This is a genomic window from Agrobacterium sp. a22-2 (assembly GCF_012276985.1).
Classification (GTDB): domain Bacteria; phylum Pseudomonadota; class Alphaproteobacteria; order Rhizobiales; family Rhizobiaceae; genus Allorhizobium.
The window spans coordinates 1-13674 of sequence record NZ_JAAXMM010000002.1 but is presented as its reverse complement, the minus strand read 5'-3'; the positions used below and the strand labels follow the sequence as shown (position 1 = coordinate 13674).

Below are 13674 nucleotides of genomic sequence, written 5' to 3'. Positions count from 1 at the left end.
AGGTGGGTTACTCACAACCGCTCGGCCAGGAAATCGATATAGGCGCGGATGCGCACGGCCAGATGTTCGTGGCCGGCATAGACGGCGTGGATTTCCTCGATGTCCTCGGGATTGTAATCCTCCAGCACTGTGACCAGCCGGCCGGCCTGCAGGTCGGGCTCGATATGGAAGCGACCGATGCGGCCGATGCCGAGGCCCGCCAGGCAGAATTGCCGGATGATCGAGCCGCTGCTGGCCTTCAGGTTTCCGGGCACCGGTCGGGTCTCAGCAAGGCCGGTGTCTGGATTGCGGAATCGCCAGCCTTCGAAAGAGCGCCGGAAGTTGAAATTGATGCAATTGTGGTGATCGAGATCGGCCGGGGTCAAGGGAAGGCCATGGCGTTCGATATACTCCGGTGAGGCGATGATCGCCTGCCGGCTTTCCGACAGTTTGCGGGCCTTCAGGCTGGAATCGCGCATAGGCCCGTGGCGGATGGCGATATCGACCCGGTCGCCGATCAGGTCGACAATGCCGTCCGTCAGCGTGATGTCGAGTTGCACATCCGGATAAAGCGCCAGGAAGTCCCCCGCCAGCGGCAGGATATAGCGCTCGCCAAAGCCGACCGAGGCATTGATCGACAGAGGGCCGCGCGGCAGCATGCGCCCGCCGCCCGACACCATCGCCTCAGTATCGGCGATCTCGGCCAGGATGCGCTGCGCCCGCGCCAGATAGGTCTCGCCCTCCGGCGTCAGTTGCAGCATGCGCGTCGAGCGCACGATCAGCCGCGTGCCGAGCCGGTCCTCCAGCCGTGTCACCAGCTTGCTGACCGCAGACGGCGACAGCTTCAGGCGCCGCCCCGCTTCCGAAAAGCTCTTGAGCTCGGCCGCCAGCACAAACACCTGCATTTCTCCGGCCCGGTTATCCATGGCGGCTCCTCATATGTGATTTCATTTCACAGGTGATTGTCCATTACTCCGCATTCTCAAACAAGTGGGAAGCGCCGATATTCGCCTCACCAAATCCATCCCTCACCCACCCGCGCCAAACGCGGATCAGGAAAGGCACATGTCCATGCCTCTGGCACTATTTGCTCTGACGATTGCGGCCTACGCGATCGGCACCACAGAATTCGTGATTGTCGGCCTTCTGCCGACAGTCGCCTCCGACCTTCAGATCACCCTGCCGCTGGCTGGGCTGATCGTCTCGATCTATGCGCTCGGTGTCACCTTCGGGGCGCCGGTGATCACCGCTCTGACGGGCAGGCTCGGCCGCAAGCCGCTGCTGCTGGCGCTGATGGCGCTGTTCATTGCCGGCAACATGGTAGCGGCGATGAGCCCGTCCTATGGCCTGCTGCTGGCCGGCCGCGTGCTGTCCGCCTTTGCCCATGGCGTGTTCTTCTCGGTCGGCGCAACGATCGCCGCCGGACTGGTGCCGGAAAACCGCCGCGCCTCAGCGATTGCCATGATGTTCATGGGCCTGACGGTTGCCATCGTCACCGGCGTACCGCTCGGCACCTATATCGGCCAAACCTTCGGCTGGCGCTCGACCTTCCTGGCCGTCTCGGGTCTTGGCCTCGTCGCCTTCGTCGGCATCGCCGCCCTGCTACCGGCCAACCTGCCGAAGGCGGCACCCGCCAGCCTGATGGACCAGGTCCGCGTGCTCGGTTCTGGACGCCTGCTGCTGGTCTTCGCCATGACGGCGCTCGGTTATGGCGGCACCTTCGTCACCTTCACCTTCCTCGCATCGATCCTGGAGGACATCACCGGCTTTGCCGCCTCCAGCGTCAGCCTCGTGCTGGTGCTCTACGGCCTGGCCATCGCCGCCGGCAATATTGCCGGAGGCCGCATTGCCGACCGCGATCCGGTCAAGGCGCTGACATGGCTGTTCACATTGCAGGCAGCGGTCCTGGTGATATTCACCTTCACCGCCCCCTTCACCATCCCGGCGCTGATCACGCTGACCGCGCTTGGCTTCCTGTCGTTTGCCAATGTGCCGGGCCTGCAGCTCTATGTCGTCGATATGGCGAAACGCTTCCGTCCCGGCGCCGTCGATGTCGCCTCGGCACTCAACATTGCCGCCTTCAATCTCGGCATTGCCGCCGGCGCCTGGATCGGCGGACTGGTGGTCGCCTCGCCGCTCGGCCTCGGCGCCACGCCGATGGTGGGTGCGCTGATGGTCACAGGCGCCCTTGGCCTGACCATCGTCAGCGGCCTGCTCGACCGCCGCGGCGACACCCTCGTCACCGCCGTCTGACAGGCTTTTCGTTCCAAATAAGGATACCCATCATGGAATACCGCAATCTCGGAAAATCCGGCCTCAAGGTGCCGGTCTTGAGCTTTGGCGCCGGCACGTTCGGCGGCTCCGGCCCGCTGTTCGGCGCCTGGGGCAATACCGATATCGACGAGGCCCGCCGTCTGGTCGACATCTGCCTGGAGGCCGGCGTCAACCTGTTCGATACGGCCGATGTCTATTCGAACGGCGCCTCCGAAGAGGTTCTCGGCGCCGCCATCAAGGGCCGTCGCCATGACGTCCTGATCTCCACCAAGGCCGCTCTTCCGACCGGCGGCGGGCCGAACGACTGGGGCTCGTCGCGCCACCGGCTCATCCGCTCCGTCGATGCTGCGCTGTCGCGGCTCGGCACCGACCACATCGATATCTTCCAGCTGCACGCCTTCGACGCCTCGACCCCGGTCGAGGAAGTGCTGTCGACGCTCGACATGCTCGTTAAAGCCGGCAAGCTGCGCTATATCGGCGTCTCCAACTTTTCCGGCTGGCAGATCATGAAGTCACTTGCCGTATCGGACAGGCAGGGCTGGTCACGCTATGTGGCAAACCAGGTCTACTATTCGCTGCTGGGCCGCGACTACGAATGGGATCTAATGCCGCTTGGAGAAGATCAGGGCCTCGGCGCGCTGGTCTGGAGCCCTCTCGGATGGGGACGCCTGACCGGCAAGATCAGCCGTGGCAAGCCCTTGCCCGAGGGCAGCCGCCTGCACGCCACGGCGGAGTTCGGCCCGCCCGTCGAGGACGAACACCTCTACCGCGTCGTGGATGCGCTGCAGATCGTCGCCGAGGAGACCGGCAAGACCGTAGCGCAGGTCGCGATCAACTGGCTGACGCGCCGGCCGACGGTGTCGTCGGTGATCATCGGCGCCCGCAACGAGGAACAGTTGCGCCAGAACCTCGGCGCCATCGGCTGGTCGCTGACGGACACGCAGATGGCGACGCTGGATGCCGCCAGCGCCGTGACGGCACCCTATCCGCATTTCCCCTATCGCCGACAGGACGGCTTTGCGCGCCTGTCCCCGCCGCTCGCCGGATAGCCCAGTTCTTCGACCGCGCTGCGCGCTGTCATCAGCCAGCCGGCCGTGCTAGAGAAATTTCAAAGGCACGGCTGGCGGGCAGAGGCTCGTCGAAGGCTGCGGGATGGAAGGAACGACCGGCATGCGAACACTCAGCGACGAAGGCCTGCGCACCCTCACCGACATTGCCACCCGGCACGGCGTCAGCCTCGATGCGGTCGAGCATCTGCTGATGGCGGTCATGGCCGGCCAGGGCAATCAGGCGCAGTTCAACCATCCCGATCTCGGCGGCATGGGGCAATGGTCACAGGGCGGCATGACCATGGTCGGCGACATGTTCAACCATGGCCTGAAGGCCCGGGTCGACACGCTCTGCACGGAACTGTCCGGGCTGGTGCTGGTGCGCAATAAGGATCTTCTCATGCCGATGGCGGCAAGCCACCAGTCGCAATCCCAAGGCAACGGCCAATACCAGAACGGCCAATATCAAAACACTCAGTTTCAGGGCGGTTTCCAAGGGCAATATTCCCCAGGCCAGCAGTCTCAGGGCCAGGGCGCCAGCCTGTTCGTGCCCGGCGCCTTCACCCAGGGCAACTGGTGGCCGGAGGGTCTCGGCCACGCCGCATCCACCGGCGCCCAGAACAACCTGCGCTATGCCTTCTTCCCGACGAGCCACCGGCTGGCGATCGACGTGAACGGCCAGGTCACCGTCTACGACACCAAGGACCACCAGATCGGCGGATTCTCGCAGCAGCAGGGCGGCGATCAGTCGCTGAGCTTCACCTCGCAATACGGCCTGGTGCGGCTTTCCGACCTCGCCGTGGTGTCGCCCGCCGGCGAGACAGCGGCGACGCCAAATGATGCGACGCCCCCGATCATGGAACCGATCCATGAAATGCCCACCACTCCGGCATCGCCCGAAGCACCTGCCACGATGCCCGTCTCTACACCTTCGGCTGCAGCTCTCTCATCCGACGACGACATATTCAACAAGATCGAACGGCTGGCCGGCCTGCACGCCAAGGGCATCCTGACCGATGCCGAATTCGAGACCAAGAAAGCAGAACTGCTGGCGCGACTTTAGGTATGAGGAAGGCGAATGAACGCGAACAACGAGCCTTTGCACCCGGTCTTGGCAACACCTGACGACGATGCTCCGGATTTGTCCGAAAGCCCCTGGCTGGAAAAGCTGGCAGCAGTGCCGGTCCGACGCGGTCGCCCGAAAAGCGGCACCACCAAGGCATCAACCACGATCCGCATCGATCAGGATGTCATCGACAGCTTTCGCCGCGACGGTCCCGGCTGGCAATCGCGGATCAATGCGGCACTCCGCGAATGGCTGCAACGCCGGACATGACGATGATCCTCCTCCCCAGCTGATACCTTACAAAAAAAGCCGCCGGATCGCTCCGACGGCTTCTCTCATGGATTGCCAAGCGTCGGCTCAGACGAACTGGCTGAGGCCCGGAACCGAGGCGACGACATTGTCGACCACTTCGTCGCCGGCATATTCGCGGGCGGCAGCGATGGTTTCCTTGGCGAGAGCGGTGATTTCGCCCATGCCGAGGCCCTGCGCCATCAGCTGCTGGCCGAGGCCCATGATGCCGCCGCCGCCGATGGCGCTCATCAGACCACCGAGCAGGCCCTTGCCTTCGCCTTCGCCATTGTGCATGGCAACCAGTTCCATGGCGCCGGGAATGGCTTCGATCATCTTGGCGACCGGACCGTCTTCAGCTTCGCGCTGGAGGAAACCGAGCATCATGCCGACGGCCTTTTCAGCGACATCGGGAGCAATGCCGACTTTGTCGGCGATGCGGGAAACGAGTTCATTCATGGGGGCCTCCTGAAGGTTATTTGACGTTCACGTCAACGTAATTCACGTCGGTTCCGAACGCAAGTTGCCGAAGCCCCGGGCCCTGGTGTTTTCCACCACCCTGCGCACCGCCTCGCCTGTTGTCGGTCCTTGATACTATCCTTATAAGAGCTCTACGATGATTCAATGAAAAGATGCGGTTGAGGCGCAATGACGCTGTCGTGCCCGGCCTATTCACAGGATGAGGACAAGGCGCATGCTTGTTGACGGTAAGCTCTATATCGGCACCAGCCGCAATCCCGACGACAGCATGAACAAGGGCGAATATCTCGACCTGAAATTCGGCAACCGTCACGGCCTGGTGACCGGCGCCACCGGCACGGGCAAAACCGTGACCCTGCAGGTTCTGGCCGAGAGCTTTTCCAATGCCGGCGTGCCAGTGTTCTGCGCCGACATCAAGGGCGACCTCTCGGGCATTGCCGCCATGGGCGAGCCGAAGGGCTGGGTGACCGACCGTGCCGCGCAGATCGGCTTTACCGATTTCGCCTTCCAGGAATTCCCGGTGATCTTCTGGGATCTCTACGGCGAAAAAGGCCACCGGGTGCGCACCACCGTCGCCGAGATGGGCCCTCTGCTGCTGGCCCGCCTGATGGACGCTTCTGAGGCCCAGGAAGGGGTGCTCAACATCGCCTTCAAGATCGCCGACCAGGGCGGCCTTGCCCTGCTCGACCTGAAAGACCTGCAGGCGCTGCTCAATTATATGGGCGAGCATGCCACCGAATTGTCGAGCCAGTTCGGCCTGATCTCCAAGTCTTCCGTCGGCTCATTGCAGCGCGGACTGCTGATGCTGGAACAGCAGGGCGCCGAACATTTCTTCGGCGAACCCGCCCTGAAGATCTCCGACATCATGCGCACCACCAATGACGGTCGCGGCGCGATCTCGGTGCTGGCGGCCGACAAGCTGATGATGAACCCGCGGCTCTACGGCACTTTCCTGCTGTGGATGCTGTCGGAGCTGTTCGAAGTGCTGCCGGAGATCGGCGACCCGGACAAACCCCGGCTGGTCTTCTTCTTCGACGAGGCCCATCTGCTGTTCAACGACGCGCCGAAGGTGCTGATCGAGCGCGTCGAACAGGTGGTCCGCCTGATCCGCTCCAAGGGTGTCGGCGTCTATTTCGTGACGCAGAACCCGCTCGATGTGCCGGAAACGGTGCTGGCCCAGCTCGGCAACCGCGTCCAGCATGCACTGCGCGCCTATACCCCGCGCGAGCAGAAAGCCGTCAAGACGGCGGCCGAAACCTTCCGCCCCAACCCGGCCTTCGACTGCGAGACGGTGATCACCACGCTCGGCACCGGCGAAGCGCTGGTCTCGACGCTTGAAACCAAGGGCGCGCCGTCCATCGTCGAGCGCACGCTGATCCGCCCGCCCTCCGGCCGGCCAGGCCCGCTGACCGACGCCGAGCGCCAGGCCGTGATCAAGGTCAGCCCAGTATCCGGCCTCTATGACGAGGACCTCGACCGGGAATCGGCCTTCGAAATCCTCGGCGCCCGCGCCAAGCAGGCCGCAGAGGCGGAAGCCGCCCGCAAGGCCGAGGAAGAGGGCCGCTCACCGCCGGACGACAAGGACAGCGCCGCCGGCCGCTGGAGCCTGCCGGGCTTCGGCACCGACAGTGACGACGACAACCGTCGCCCGACCACCAAATCCTCCACCACCACCCGCCGCTCCGGCTATCAGCGCGAAACGGTCATTGAAGCTGCGATGAAGAGCGCAGCACGCTCGGTCGCGACATCGGTCGGCCGGGCGCTCGTTCGGGGAATCTTGGGGAGTTTGAGGCGGTAGCGACGCCTCGGCTCTGTCCGTCTTCAGACGGCAAACGGTCGACTTAAGAGCGTCCTCGCGCGGGCGCTTTTTATTTCCGTATACACAGAATCCTTTGCGCCACAGCCAATTTCCGTATATACACAATCCATGGACATCGTCTGGGATGAGCACAAGCGCCGAGCCAATATCGAGAAACATGGCCTCGACTTTGCCGATCTGTCCTTGACGTTTTTCCTGAATGCCTGGATGCGCCCGGCAAAGCTTGGGCGCATCCAGGCAGTCGGCAAGCTGGACGACGGGTCGATTTCCGTAATCTTCATGACCCTTGGCAGCCAGGGCCTTTCGGTGATCTCGATGCGTCCGGCCAATGTGAAAGAAAGGAGCCTGATCCGATGAAACGACACAAGACCCGCCCCGGCTTTGAGGAAGGTCGCGGGTATAGCCGGGAGGATTGGGAAGCGGTTTCAGACAATCCCGAGCTCACCGCCGAACAGCTTGCCGAAATGCGCCCCTTTCGGGACGTGTTTCCCGAATTGGCCGAGCAGATCGAGAAGAAGCTGGCCGGGCGGCCGAAGCTGGATAACCCAAAACAGGCGATCAGCATCCGCCTCGATGCCGAGGTGATCGAGCGGTTCAAGGCGTCGGGAGACGGCTGGCAATCGCGCATGAACGAGGCGCTGCGCAAGGCGGTCGGCCTGTAAGTCACAGGCTGACGGGAATATCGAGCCAGAGGGCCAGTCGATGCCGGTCCTCTGGCCGTTTTCGTCTTACCAGGCCGGGATGACCGCGCCCTTGAACTCTTCCTGAATGAACGCCTTCACGACATCGCTGTGATAGGATTCCAGCAGGGTCTTGACCCAGGCGGCATCCTTGTCGGCGCTCTTGACGGCGATCACGTTGATGTAAGGCGCCTTTTCACCCTCGCGACCGATCGGGTCCTTGGCCGGATCAAGGCCGGCTTCGAGCGCGTAATTGGTGTTGATCACCGAGGCGTCGACATCGTCGAGCGCGCGCGGCAATTGCGCGGCATCGAGTTCGGCGAAGGTGATGTTCTTCGGGTTCTCGACCACGTCGGCCGGACCGACCTTGAGACCGGCATCAGGCTTGAACTTGATCAGGCCCTTGTCGGCAAGGATCAGCAGCGCACGGCCGCCATTGGTCGGGTCGTTCGGGATGGCGACGGTGGCGCCATCGGCCAGTTCGTCGAGGCTTTTGACCTTCTTGGAATAGATGCCCATCGGGAAATTGACCGACTGGCCGACGCTGACGATGTCGAAGCCGCGGTCCTTCACCTGGTTGTCGAGATAGGGCTGGTGCTGGAAGGAATTGGCGTTGAGATCGCCATCGGCCAGTGCCTGGTTCGGCACGACATAGTCGGAAAATTCGAGGATCTCGAGGTCGAGGCCCTTGGTGGCGGCGACTTCCTTGACCTTTTCCATGATCTGCGCGTGCGGACCCGGCGTCACGCCGATCTTGATGGTTTCGGCAAGCGCCGTGCCAGCCGAGAACAGGGCGGCGAGCGAGGCCGCGAGGATCAGTTTCTTCATGGGATGTCTCCTTGGGTTTCCTGGTTGCTCTTGGAATAACGGTCAGTTTTTGCGGCTGCGCTTGTCGAAGCGGCGGGCCAGCGCATCGCCGGCGCTCTGCAGCGCCTGCACCAGCACGATCAGCACCACGACCACGGCCAGCATGACATCCGGCATGAAGCGTTGGTAGCCATAGCGGATGCCGAGGTCGCCGAGCCCGCCGCCGCCAACCGCGCCAACCATGGCCGAATAGCCGACCAGGCTGACGGCGGTCATGGTAAGCGCCAGCACGATGCCCGGCCGGGCTTCGGCGAGCAGCACCTTGGTAACGATCTGCACCGGCGTGGCGCCCATGGCGCGCGCTGCCTCGATCAGGCCCTTGTCGACCTCGCGGATCGCCGCTTCGATCAGCCGCGCCACGAAGGGCACGGTCGCGACCGTTAGCGGCACGATGGCAGCCGACGTGCCGATCGAGGTGCCGGTGATGAACCGCGTGAACGGAATGATTGCCACGACCAGGATGATGAAGGGCGTCGAGCGGGCGGCGTTGACGACCAGGCCGAAGATCCGGTTGATCACCGGCGCCGCAAACAGCTCGCCCTTGCCGCTGGTGGCGAGGAACACGCCGATCGGCAGGCCGATCAGCGTTCCGATCACGCCGGCCACCGCCACCATGTGCAGGGTTTGCAGGAGTGCTTTGGAGAGCACGGCAAAGAGCATGTCAGGCGCCATAACCGAGCACCTCCGTGGCAAGACCGGTTTGCTGGAAAAAGCCATTGGCGCGCGCAAGCGTCGCCGGATCGGCAGGATAGGCAACGACCAGGGAGCCATAGGGCTCGCCGGCAATATCGTCGATCGCGCCGGCCAGGATGTTGACTTCAGGCCCGAGTTCCGCGACCAGCCGGGCGGTCAGCGGTTGGAAGGCCGTATCGCCGAAGAAGATCAGCCGCACGAAGGCGCGGTCTCCGGCGGCCGGGATCGGCTGCAGATCGGAGCTGATCCATTCCGGCAGCCTGGCGCCGATACTGGCCGACAGCAGGGCCTGGGTCGTCTCGTGCCGGGGCCGCGTGAAAACGTCGAACGTGCGCCCGGCCTCGACGATCAGCCCGCGATCGATGACCGCCACATGGCTGGCAATGGTCTTGACCACTTCCATTTCGTGGGTGATCAGCAGCACGGTAAGGCCAAGGTCGCGGTTGATGCTCTTCAGCAGTTCCAGGATCGATTGGGTGGTTTCGGGATCGAGCGCCGAGGTCGCCTCGTCGGAGAGCAGCAGCTTCGGTTCGGTCGCCAGCGCCCGGGCAATGCCGACGCGTTGCTTCTGGCCACCCGACAGTTCGGCCGGATATCGTTCCGCCTTGTCGGACAGGCCCACCAGATCGATCAACGGCCTGACCCGCGCCTCGATCGCCTTGCGATCGAAACCGGCAATCTCCAAAGGCAGGGCGATATTGTCATACACGGTGCGCGACGACAGCAGGTTGAAATGCTGGAAGATCATGCCGACCGAGCGGCGTAGCGTCCGCAGGCCCGCCTCGTCCAGCCCGCCGACATCGACGCCATCGACCAGAACCTTTCCGGCCGACGGCAGTTCCAGCCCGTTGACCAGCCGGATCAGCGTCGACTTGCCGGCGCCCGAGCGGCCGATGATGCCGGTGATCGCGCCCTTCGGCACGGTATAATCGATACCCGCCAGCGCCGTGAAAGCCGGCTGGCCATGGCTGCCGCCGAAATGTTTGGTGACGCCCTGAAAGGCGACCATCGGCTGGGCTGAAACGGCGGAAATCTCGGCAGCGACACTCATTGGCTGCCTCCGCATGAGCCATCGCGCGTCAAAACTCGGTCGGTCATGAAAGTCTCTTCGGTGAAGGCCGCCATAAGACGGCAAAGATGGTCGAATGTCGGGAAATTACCGCGACATACACATTCGGACGGTTGCGCGCCGCTCTAACATCTTTGGTTTCACCTTTTCAAACTCTGTTTGCACAGGCCTGCTATGCCTTTGCCAAGATCTGCCTTGGTTATGACGCCTCGGCCACCCCATGCCGAGAGATTTTATTCTGTAGACGAGTGCGATCACGCAAAATTCGCCCAAACTTCACCTCAGCGACAATTGACAACCAGATGTCATTTCGGTAACTAGATGTCAAATTGAAGAGGCCAAACAGACATGAATGACATCCGCAGCCCCGCGGCTCTGGCCCTGACCGACATCGTCCTGACGGTCTTCCGGATGAACGGACGCCTGCTGTCGGGCGGAGACCGGTTGGTTGCGCCGATCAACCTCACCAGCGCCCGCTGGCAGGTGCTGGGCGCCATTGCGCTTGCCGGCCGGCCGCAGACCGTTCCGCAGATTGCCGACACCATGGGCATGACGCGGCAGGGCGCGCAAAAGCAGATCAGCCGGTTGGAAGAAGACGGCTTCGTCGAAAGCCGGGACAATCCGCGCCACAAGCGCTCCCCCCTTTATCACCTGACCGATAAGGGGCTCGACGCCTATCGCAAGACCGAGGAACTCAACCTCGGCTGGGTGGAGGCCCTGACGGATGGACTGGATCTCGGCATGTTGCGACTGACCGCCGATGTGCTGAACGATATCGACCGGCGCCTGAAACACGACACCTATCTGGAGAACATTGCCCCATGAAAGCCATGCTCCATGCCATCGCCGGAACCCTGGCCCTGATGATCGTCGCCGCCTTCCTGACCTCGACGCTGGTCTCCGAACTTCTGCTCGAGGCGGCGGATGTCGTCGCGGTCAAGACCTGGATCTTCTACGGCATCTTTGCGCTGATCCCGCTGATGGCGGCAACCGGCGGCCTCGGCGTTTCTCTCGCCTCCGGCCGCACCAGCCCGCTGATCGATCGGAAGAAGACCCGCATGAAGCGCATCGCCGCCAATGGCCTGCTGATCATGCTGCCGGCAGCGGTCTTTCTCTCCTTCAAGGCCTCGGCCGGAGAGTTCGACGCCATCTTCTATATCGTGCAGGCCGTGGAGATTGCCGGCGGCTTTGTGCAGTTTGCGCTGCTGAAGCGCAATTTCGCCGATGGCCTGACCATGATGGCCAAACGGCGCATGGCGATCCGCGACTGAGACGGTCCGGACTCCCCTGCGCCTTCGATTGGCGGACCTGTCTCCGGCTCCGTCAATCCGCCTTATGGTTGCCCGCTGGAAACTGGCCGGCGAGGTCGCTATACCACTTGCCGCTCTTCTTCACCGTGCGAACCTGCGTGTCGTAATCGACATGGACCAGGCCGAAGCGCATGCTGTAACCCTGCGCCCATTCGAAATTGTCCATCAGGCTCCAGGCGAAATAGCCGCGCATCGGAAAACCGTCCTGGATCAGGTCGGCAACGACGCCGAGATGCTCGGCGTAATAATCGAGCCGCGGCTGGTCATCGACCTCACCGTTTTCGACGCCCATATTGTAGCAGGCGCCGTTTTCGGTGATGTAGCAGACCGGCAAGTCGTAGCGCTGGTAAAGCCCTTCCACCAGCGACTTCAGCGCCGGCGCATAGACCTCCCAGCCGATATCGGTCTTGACGGTGGAGACCGGCGGCGCATCGACGGTCGCCGGATAGACGGCGCCTTCGCTCGGATCGGCGGCAACCCGCATCGGCGTGTAGTAGTTGAGCCCCCACCAGTCGAGTTTCTGGCTGATGATCGCCAGGTCGCCCTCCTCGATCGGCGGCATGCGGTCACCCAGCGCCTCCATCATGTCGGCGGGATATTCACCCTTGAACACCGGGCCGAAAAAGGCGCCGTTGTGGAACTGGAAGGCGCGTTCGGCCGCGGCCGTGTCGGCCTCGCTGTCGGAGCCGGCAATGACCGAATGGGCGTTCAGCACCAGGCCGGCCGGCACCTGCGGCGCCACCTGGCGGATCGCATCGATGCCGAGGCCATGGGCGAGATTGGTGTAGTGCAGGGCGGCAAGGGCTGCCTCCATGTTGCGCTCGCCCGGCGCATGAATGCCGTAGAGATGGCTTAGCCAGACCGAGCACCACGGCTCGTTGAAGGTCGCCACCGCATCCAGCCGGTCGCCGAGCCGCGCCATGACGATCTTGGCGTAGCGCTGGAAGGCATAGGCCGTGTTGCGCGAGGTCCAGCCGCCGTCGCCCATCAGCGTCAGCGGCAGGTCCCAATGATAAAGCGTCGCATAGGTCTTGATGCCGCGCGCCTTGCAGCCGTCGATCAGCTTGTCGTAGAAATCCAGACCCTTCTCGTTGATCGGGCCGGTGCCGTCGGGAATGATGCGCGGCCAGGCGATCGAGAAGCGATAGGCCGAAACGCCCATCTCCTTGATCAGGTCGAGATCCTCTTCCCAGCGATTGTAGTGGTCGCAGGCGATATCGCCATTGTGCCGTCCGAACACCCGGCCCGGCATGTTGGAAAAGGCATCCCAGATCGACGGCTTGCGGCCATCGACCTTGGTGGAGCCTTCGATCTGGAAGGAGGCGGTGGCAACGCCAAACAGGAAATCGCCGGGGAAGCGGGCCGCAAGTGTCTTCGGATCGATCATATCGGGAACTCGTCTTTATCTTGGGGGAACGGACGGCGGGCCGACAACGCCACGCCCGCCATGAATTTGATGGCCAGCGGTTTAAACCAAGACTGCGCCCGGGTGAAGGCAGCAATCATCACAAACTGCAACGTTTCAGACGACAGATTGATGAACGCCACCGCAATTTCAGGGGATAAAGCCTTTCACCGACAGCAAAAAGCCCGGCGCCAGCCCCTACCAGACGCCCTCGTGCAGGGCCGCCGATTCCTCGCAGAGCATCGGGCCGATCACCTCGACCTTGCGCTGGCCGGCATCGAACACCACCCGGCAGGGCAGGTCGAGCGTCGGATTTTCCGGATGATTGCCGGTGATCTCCTTCAACTGATGCTCGCTGATGCCATAGACCAGCCGCCCGACCCCCGCCCAATACATCGCGCCGGCGCACATGGCGCAGGGCTCGGCCGAGGAATAGAGCGTGCAGGAATTCAGAAACTTCGGATCATACTGCTGCGAGGCCCGCGTCATCAGCACACGCTCGGCATGGCCGGTCATGTCCTTTGTCGGGTTATAGGCATTCTCCTGCTCCATCAAGACAACCCCATCCGGCCCGACCAGGATCGACCCGAACGGATGATTGCCATTGCGATGCGCCCGCGCCGCCACCTCAAAGGATCTGCGCAACAGCGCTTCGTCATCCAGGGCGGCGGGGGGAGATGGGGTCATGGGTGGAG

The 13674-nt window shown here is 63.1% G+C and carries 17 protein-coding genes; 9 read left to right on the top strand and 8 right to left on the bottom strand.

What is annotated here, in order from left to right:
* Positions 1-11: 11 nt before the first annotated feature.
* Positions 12-905, bottom strand: coding sequence for a LysR family transcriptional regulator (locus tag HFC70_RS03275; protein WP_168471783.1), 894 nt, complete (start codon positions 903-905; stop codon positions 12-14).
* Between the two features lie 145 nt (positions 906-1050).
* On the opposite strand from HFC70_RS03275, the gene HFC70_RS03270 reads away from it, so the two are divergent.
* The 4 genes from HFC70_RS03270 (at position 1051) to HFC70_RS03255 (ending at position 4638) form a co-directional block, all read left to right on the top strand.
* Entirely contained in the window at positions 1051-2232 is a 1182-nt protein-coding gene (locus HFC70_RS03270; RefSeq protein WP_168472186.1) for an MFS transporter, read from the top strand.
* Positions 2233-2264: 32 nt separating this feature from the next.
* Positions 2265-3302 carry an aldo/keto reductase gene (locus HFC70_RS03265; RefSeq protein ID WP_168471782.1) on the top strand — a complete coding sequence of 346 codons (1038 nt, stop codon included), beginning with the start codon at positions 2265-2267 and terminating at the stop codon, positions 3300-3302.
* Between the two features lie 121 nt (positions 3303-3423).
* Positions 3424-4365, top strand: coding sequence for an SHOCT domain-containing protein (locus tag HFC70_RS03260; protein ID WP_168471781.1), 942 nt, complete (start codon positions 3424-3426; stop codon positions 4363-4365).
* A 15-nt stretch (positions 4366-4380) separates the two neighbouring features.
* The gene (locus HFC70_RS03255) at positions 4381-4638 is read left to right on the top strand and encodes a BrnA antitoxin family protein (protein WP_168471780.1); all 258 of its coding nucleotides are present in this window, start codon (positions 4381-4383) and stop codon (positions 4636-4638) included.
* Between the two features lie 87 nt (positions 4639-4725).
* Here the strand turns inward: HFC70_RS03255 and HFC70_RS03250 are convergent, their stop codons facing one another.
* The gene (locus HFC70_RS03250; protein ID WP_168471779.1) at positions 4726-5115 is read right to left on the bottom strand and encodes a hypothetical protein; all 390 of its coding nucleotides are present in this window, start codon (positions 5113-5115) and stop codon (positions 4726-4728) included.
* Between the two features lie 235 nt (positions 5116-5350).
* Between HFC70_RS03250 and HFC70_RS03245 the strand changes: the two genes are divergently transcribed.
* The 3 genes from HFC70_RS03245 (at position 5351) to HFC70_RS03235 (ending at position 7617) form a co-directional block, all read left to right on the top strand.
* Complete coding sequence (locus tag HFC70_RS03245; RefSeq protein WP_168471778.1) at positions 5351-6934, top strand: helicase HerA-like C-terminal domain-containing protein; 1584 nt, start codon at positions 5351-5353, stop codon at positions 6932-6934.
* A 129-nt stretch (positions 6935-7063) separates the two neighbouring features.
* Positions 7064-7312 carry a BrnT family toxin gene (locus tag HFC70_RS03240; RefSeq protein ID WP_168471777.1) on the top strand — a complete coding sequence of 83 codons (249 nt, stop codon included), beginning with the start codon at positions 7064-7066 and terminating at the stop codon, positions 7310-7312.
* Positions 7309-7617 carry a BrnA antitoxin family protein gene (locus HFC70_RS03235; protein WP_168471776.1) on the top strand — a complete coding sequence of 103 codons (309 nt, stop codon included), beginning with the start codon at positions 7309-7311 and terminating at the stop codon, positions 7615-7617. Before HFC70_RS03240 ends, HFC70_RS03235 begins: the two co-directional genes overlap by 4 nt.
* 66 nt (positions 7618-7683) lie before the next feature.
* Here HFC70_RS03235 and HFC70_RS03230 read toward each other — a convergent pair whose 3' ends face one another.
* From HFC70_RS03230 to HFC70_RS03220, 3 genes are read right to left on the bottom strand one after another with little or no spacing between them, the layout of a single operon-like run.
* Positions 7684-8463, bottom strand: a complete 780-nt coding sequence (locus tag HFC70_RS03230) for a MetQ/NlpA family ABC transporter substrate-binding protein (RefSeq protein ID WP_168471775.1) — start codon at positions 8461-8463, stop codon at positions 7684-7686.
* 42 nt (positions 8464-8505) lie between these two features.
* Positions 8506-9174: a methionine ABC transporter permease gene (locus HFC70_RS03225; protein ID WP_168471774.1), complete on the bottom strand. Its 669-nt coding sequence runs from the start codon at positions 9172-9174 to the stop codon at positions 8506-8508.
* A complete protein-coding gene (locus HFC70_RS03220) occupies positions 9164-10204 on the bottom strand; it encodes a methionine ABC transporter ATP-binding protein (RefSeq protein WP_168472185.1) in 1041 nt (346 codons plus the stop codon). Before HFC70_RS03220 ends, HFC70_RS03225 begins: the two co-directional genes overlap by 11 nt.
* Before the next feature lie 408 nt (positions 10205-10612).
* On the opposite strand from HFC70_RS03220, the gene HFC70_RS03215 reads away from it, so the two are divergent.
* Together HFC70_RS03215 and HFC70_RS03210 are read left to right on the top strand one after the other, a co-directional pair.
* Positions 10613-11089 carry a MarR family winged helix-turn-helix transcriptional regulator gene (locus HFC70_RS03215; protein WP_168471773.1) on the top strand — a complete coding sequence of 159 codons (477 nt, stop codon included), beginning with the start codon at positions 10613-10615 and terminating at the stop codon, positions 11087-11089.
* The gene (locus HFC70_RS03210; protein WP_168471772.1) at positions 11086-11535 is read left to right on the top strand and encodes a hypothetical protein; all 450 of its coding nucleotides are present in this window, start codon (positions 11086-11088) and stop codon (positions 11533-11535) included. The genes HFC70_RS03215 and HFC70_RS03210 overlap by 4 nt, the downstream gene beginning before the upstream one ends.
* Positions 11536-11587: 52 nt before the next feature.
* Here the strand turns inward: HFC70_RS03210 and HFC70_RS03205 are convergent, their stop codons facing one another.
* From HFC70_RS03205 to HFC70_RS03195, 3 genes are read right to left on the bottom strand one after another with little or no spacing between them, the layout of a single operon-like run.
* Positions 11588-12961 (bottom strand): GH1 family beta-glucosidase, encoded by a 1374-nt coding sequence (locus HFC70_RS03205; protein WP_168471771.1) that lies wholly within the window; start codon positions 12959-12961, stop codon positions 11588-11590.
* Complete coding sequence (locus HFC70_RS03200) at positions 12958-13122, bottom strand: hypothetical protein (protein ID WP_168471770.1); 165 nt, start codon at positions 13120-13122, stop codon at positions 12958-12960. The genes HFC70_RS03205 and HFC70_RS03200 overlap by 4 nt, the downstream gene beginning before the upstream one ends.
* 55 nt (positions 13123-13177) lie before the next feature.
* Positions 13178-13666, bottom strand: coding sequence for a nucleoside deaminase (locus HFC70_RS03195; protein ID WP_168472184.1), 489 nt, complete (start codon positions 13664-13666; stop codon positions 13178-13180).
* Positions 13667-13674 lie beyond the last annotated feature (8 nt).

Excerpts from the sequence above, each read along its gene's own strand:
- HFC70_RS03275 (WP_168471783.1), bottom strand. The coding sequence starts at position 905 with ATGGATAACCGGGCCGGAGAAATGCAGGTGTTTGTGCTGGCGGCCGAG.
- HFC70_RS03270 (WP_168472186.1), top strand. The coding sequence starts at position 1,051 with ATGCCTCTGGCACTATTTGCTCTGACGATTGCGGCCTACGCGATCGGC.
- HFC70_RS03265 (WP_168471782.1), top strand. The coding sequence starts at position 2,265 with ATGGAATACCGCAATCTCGGAAAATCCGGCCTCAAGGTGCCGGTCTTG.
- HFC70_RS03260 (WP_168471781.1), top strand. The coding sequence starts at position 3,424 with ATGCGAACACTCAGCGACGAAGGCCTGCGCACCCTCACCGACATTGCC.
- HFC70_RS03255 (WP_168471780.1), top strand. The coding sequence starts at position 4,381 with ATGAACGCGAACAACGAGCCTTTGCACCCGGTCTTGGCAACACCTGAC.
- HFC70_RS03250 (WP_168471779.1), bottom strand. The coding sequence starts at position 5,115 with ATGAATGAACTCGTTTCCCGCATCGCCGACAAAGTCGGCATTGCTCCC.
- HFC70_RS03245 (WP_168471778.1), top strand. The coding sequence starts at position 5,351 with ATGCTTGTTGACGGTAAGCTCTATATCGGCACCAGCCGCAATCCCGAC.
- HFC70_RS03240 (WP_168471777.1), top strand. The coding sequence starts at position 7,064 with ATGGACATCGTCTGGGATGAGCACAAGCGCCGAGCCAATATCGAGAAA.
- HFC70_RS03235 (WP_168471776.1), top strand. The coding sequence starts at position 7,309 with ATGAAACGACACAAGACCCGCCCCGGCTTTGAGGAAGGTCGCGGGTAT.
- HFC70_RS03230 (WP_168471775.1), bottom strand. The coding sequence starts at position 8,463 with ATGAAGAAACTGATCCTCGCGGCCTCGCTCGCCGCCCTGTTCTCGGCT.
- HFC70_RS03225 (WP_168471774.1), bottom strand. The coding sequence starts at position 9,174 with ATGGCGCCTGACATGCTCTTTGCCGTGCTCTCCAAAGCACTCCTGCAA.
- HFC70_RS03220 (WP_168472185.1), bottom strand. The coding sequence starts at position 10,204 with ATGGTCGCCTTTCAGGGCGTCACCAAACATTTCGGCGGCAGCCATGGC.
- HFC70_RS03215 (WP_168471773.1), top strand. The coding sequence starts at position 10,613 with ATGAATGACATCCGCAGCCCCGCGGCTCTGGCCCTGACCGACATCGTC.
- HFC70_RS03210 (WP_168471772.1), top strand. The coding sequence starts at position 11,086 with ATGAAAGCCATGCTCCATGCCATCGCCGGAACCCTGGCCCTGATGATC.
- HFC70_RS03205 (WP_168471771.1), bottom strand. The coding sequence starts at position 12,961 with ATGATCGATCCGAAGACACTTGCGGCCCGCTTCCCCGGCGATTTCCTG.
- HFC70_RS03195 (WP_168472184.1), bottom strand. The coding sequence starts at position 13,666 with ATGACCCCATCTCCCCCCGCCGCCCTGGATGACGAAGCGCTGTTGCGC.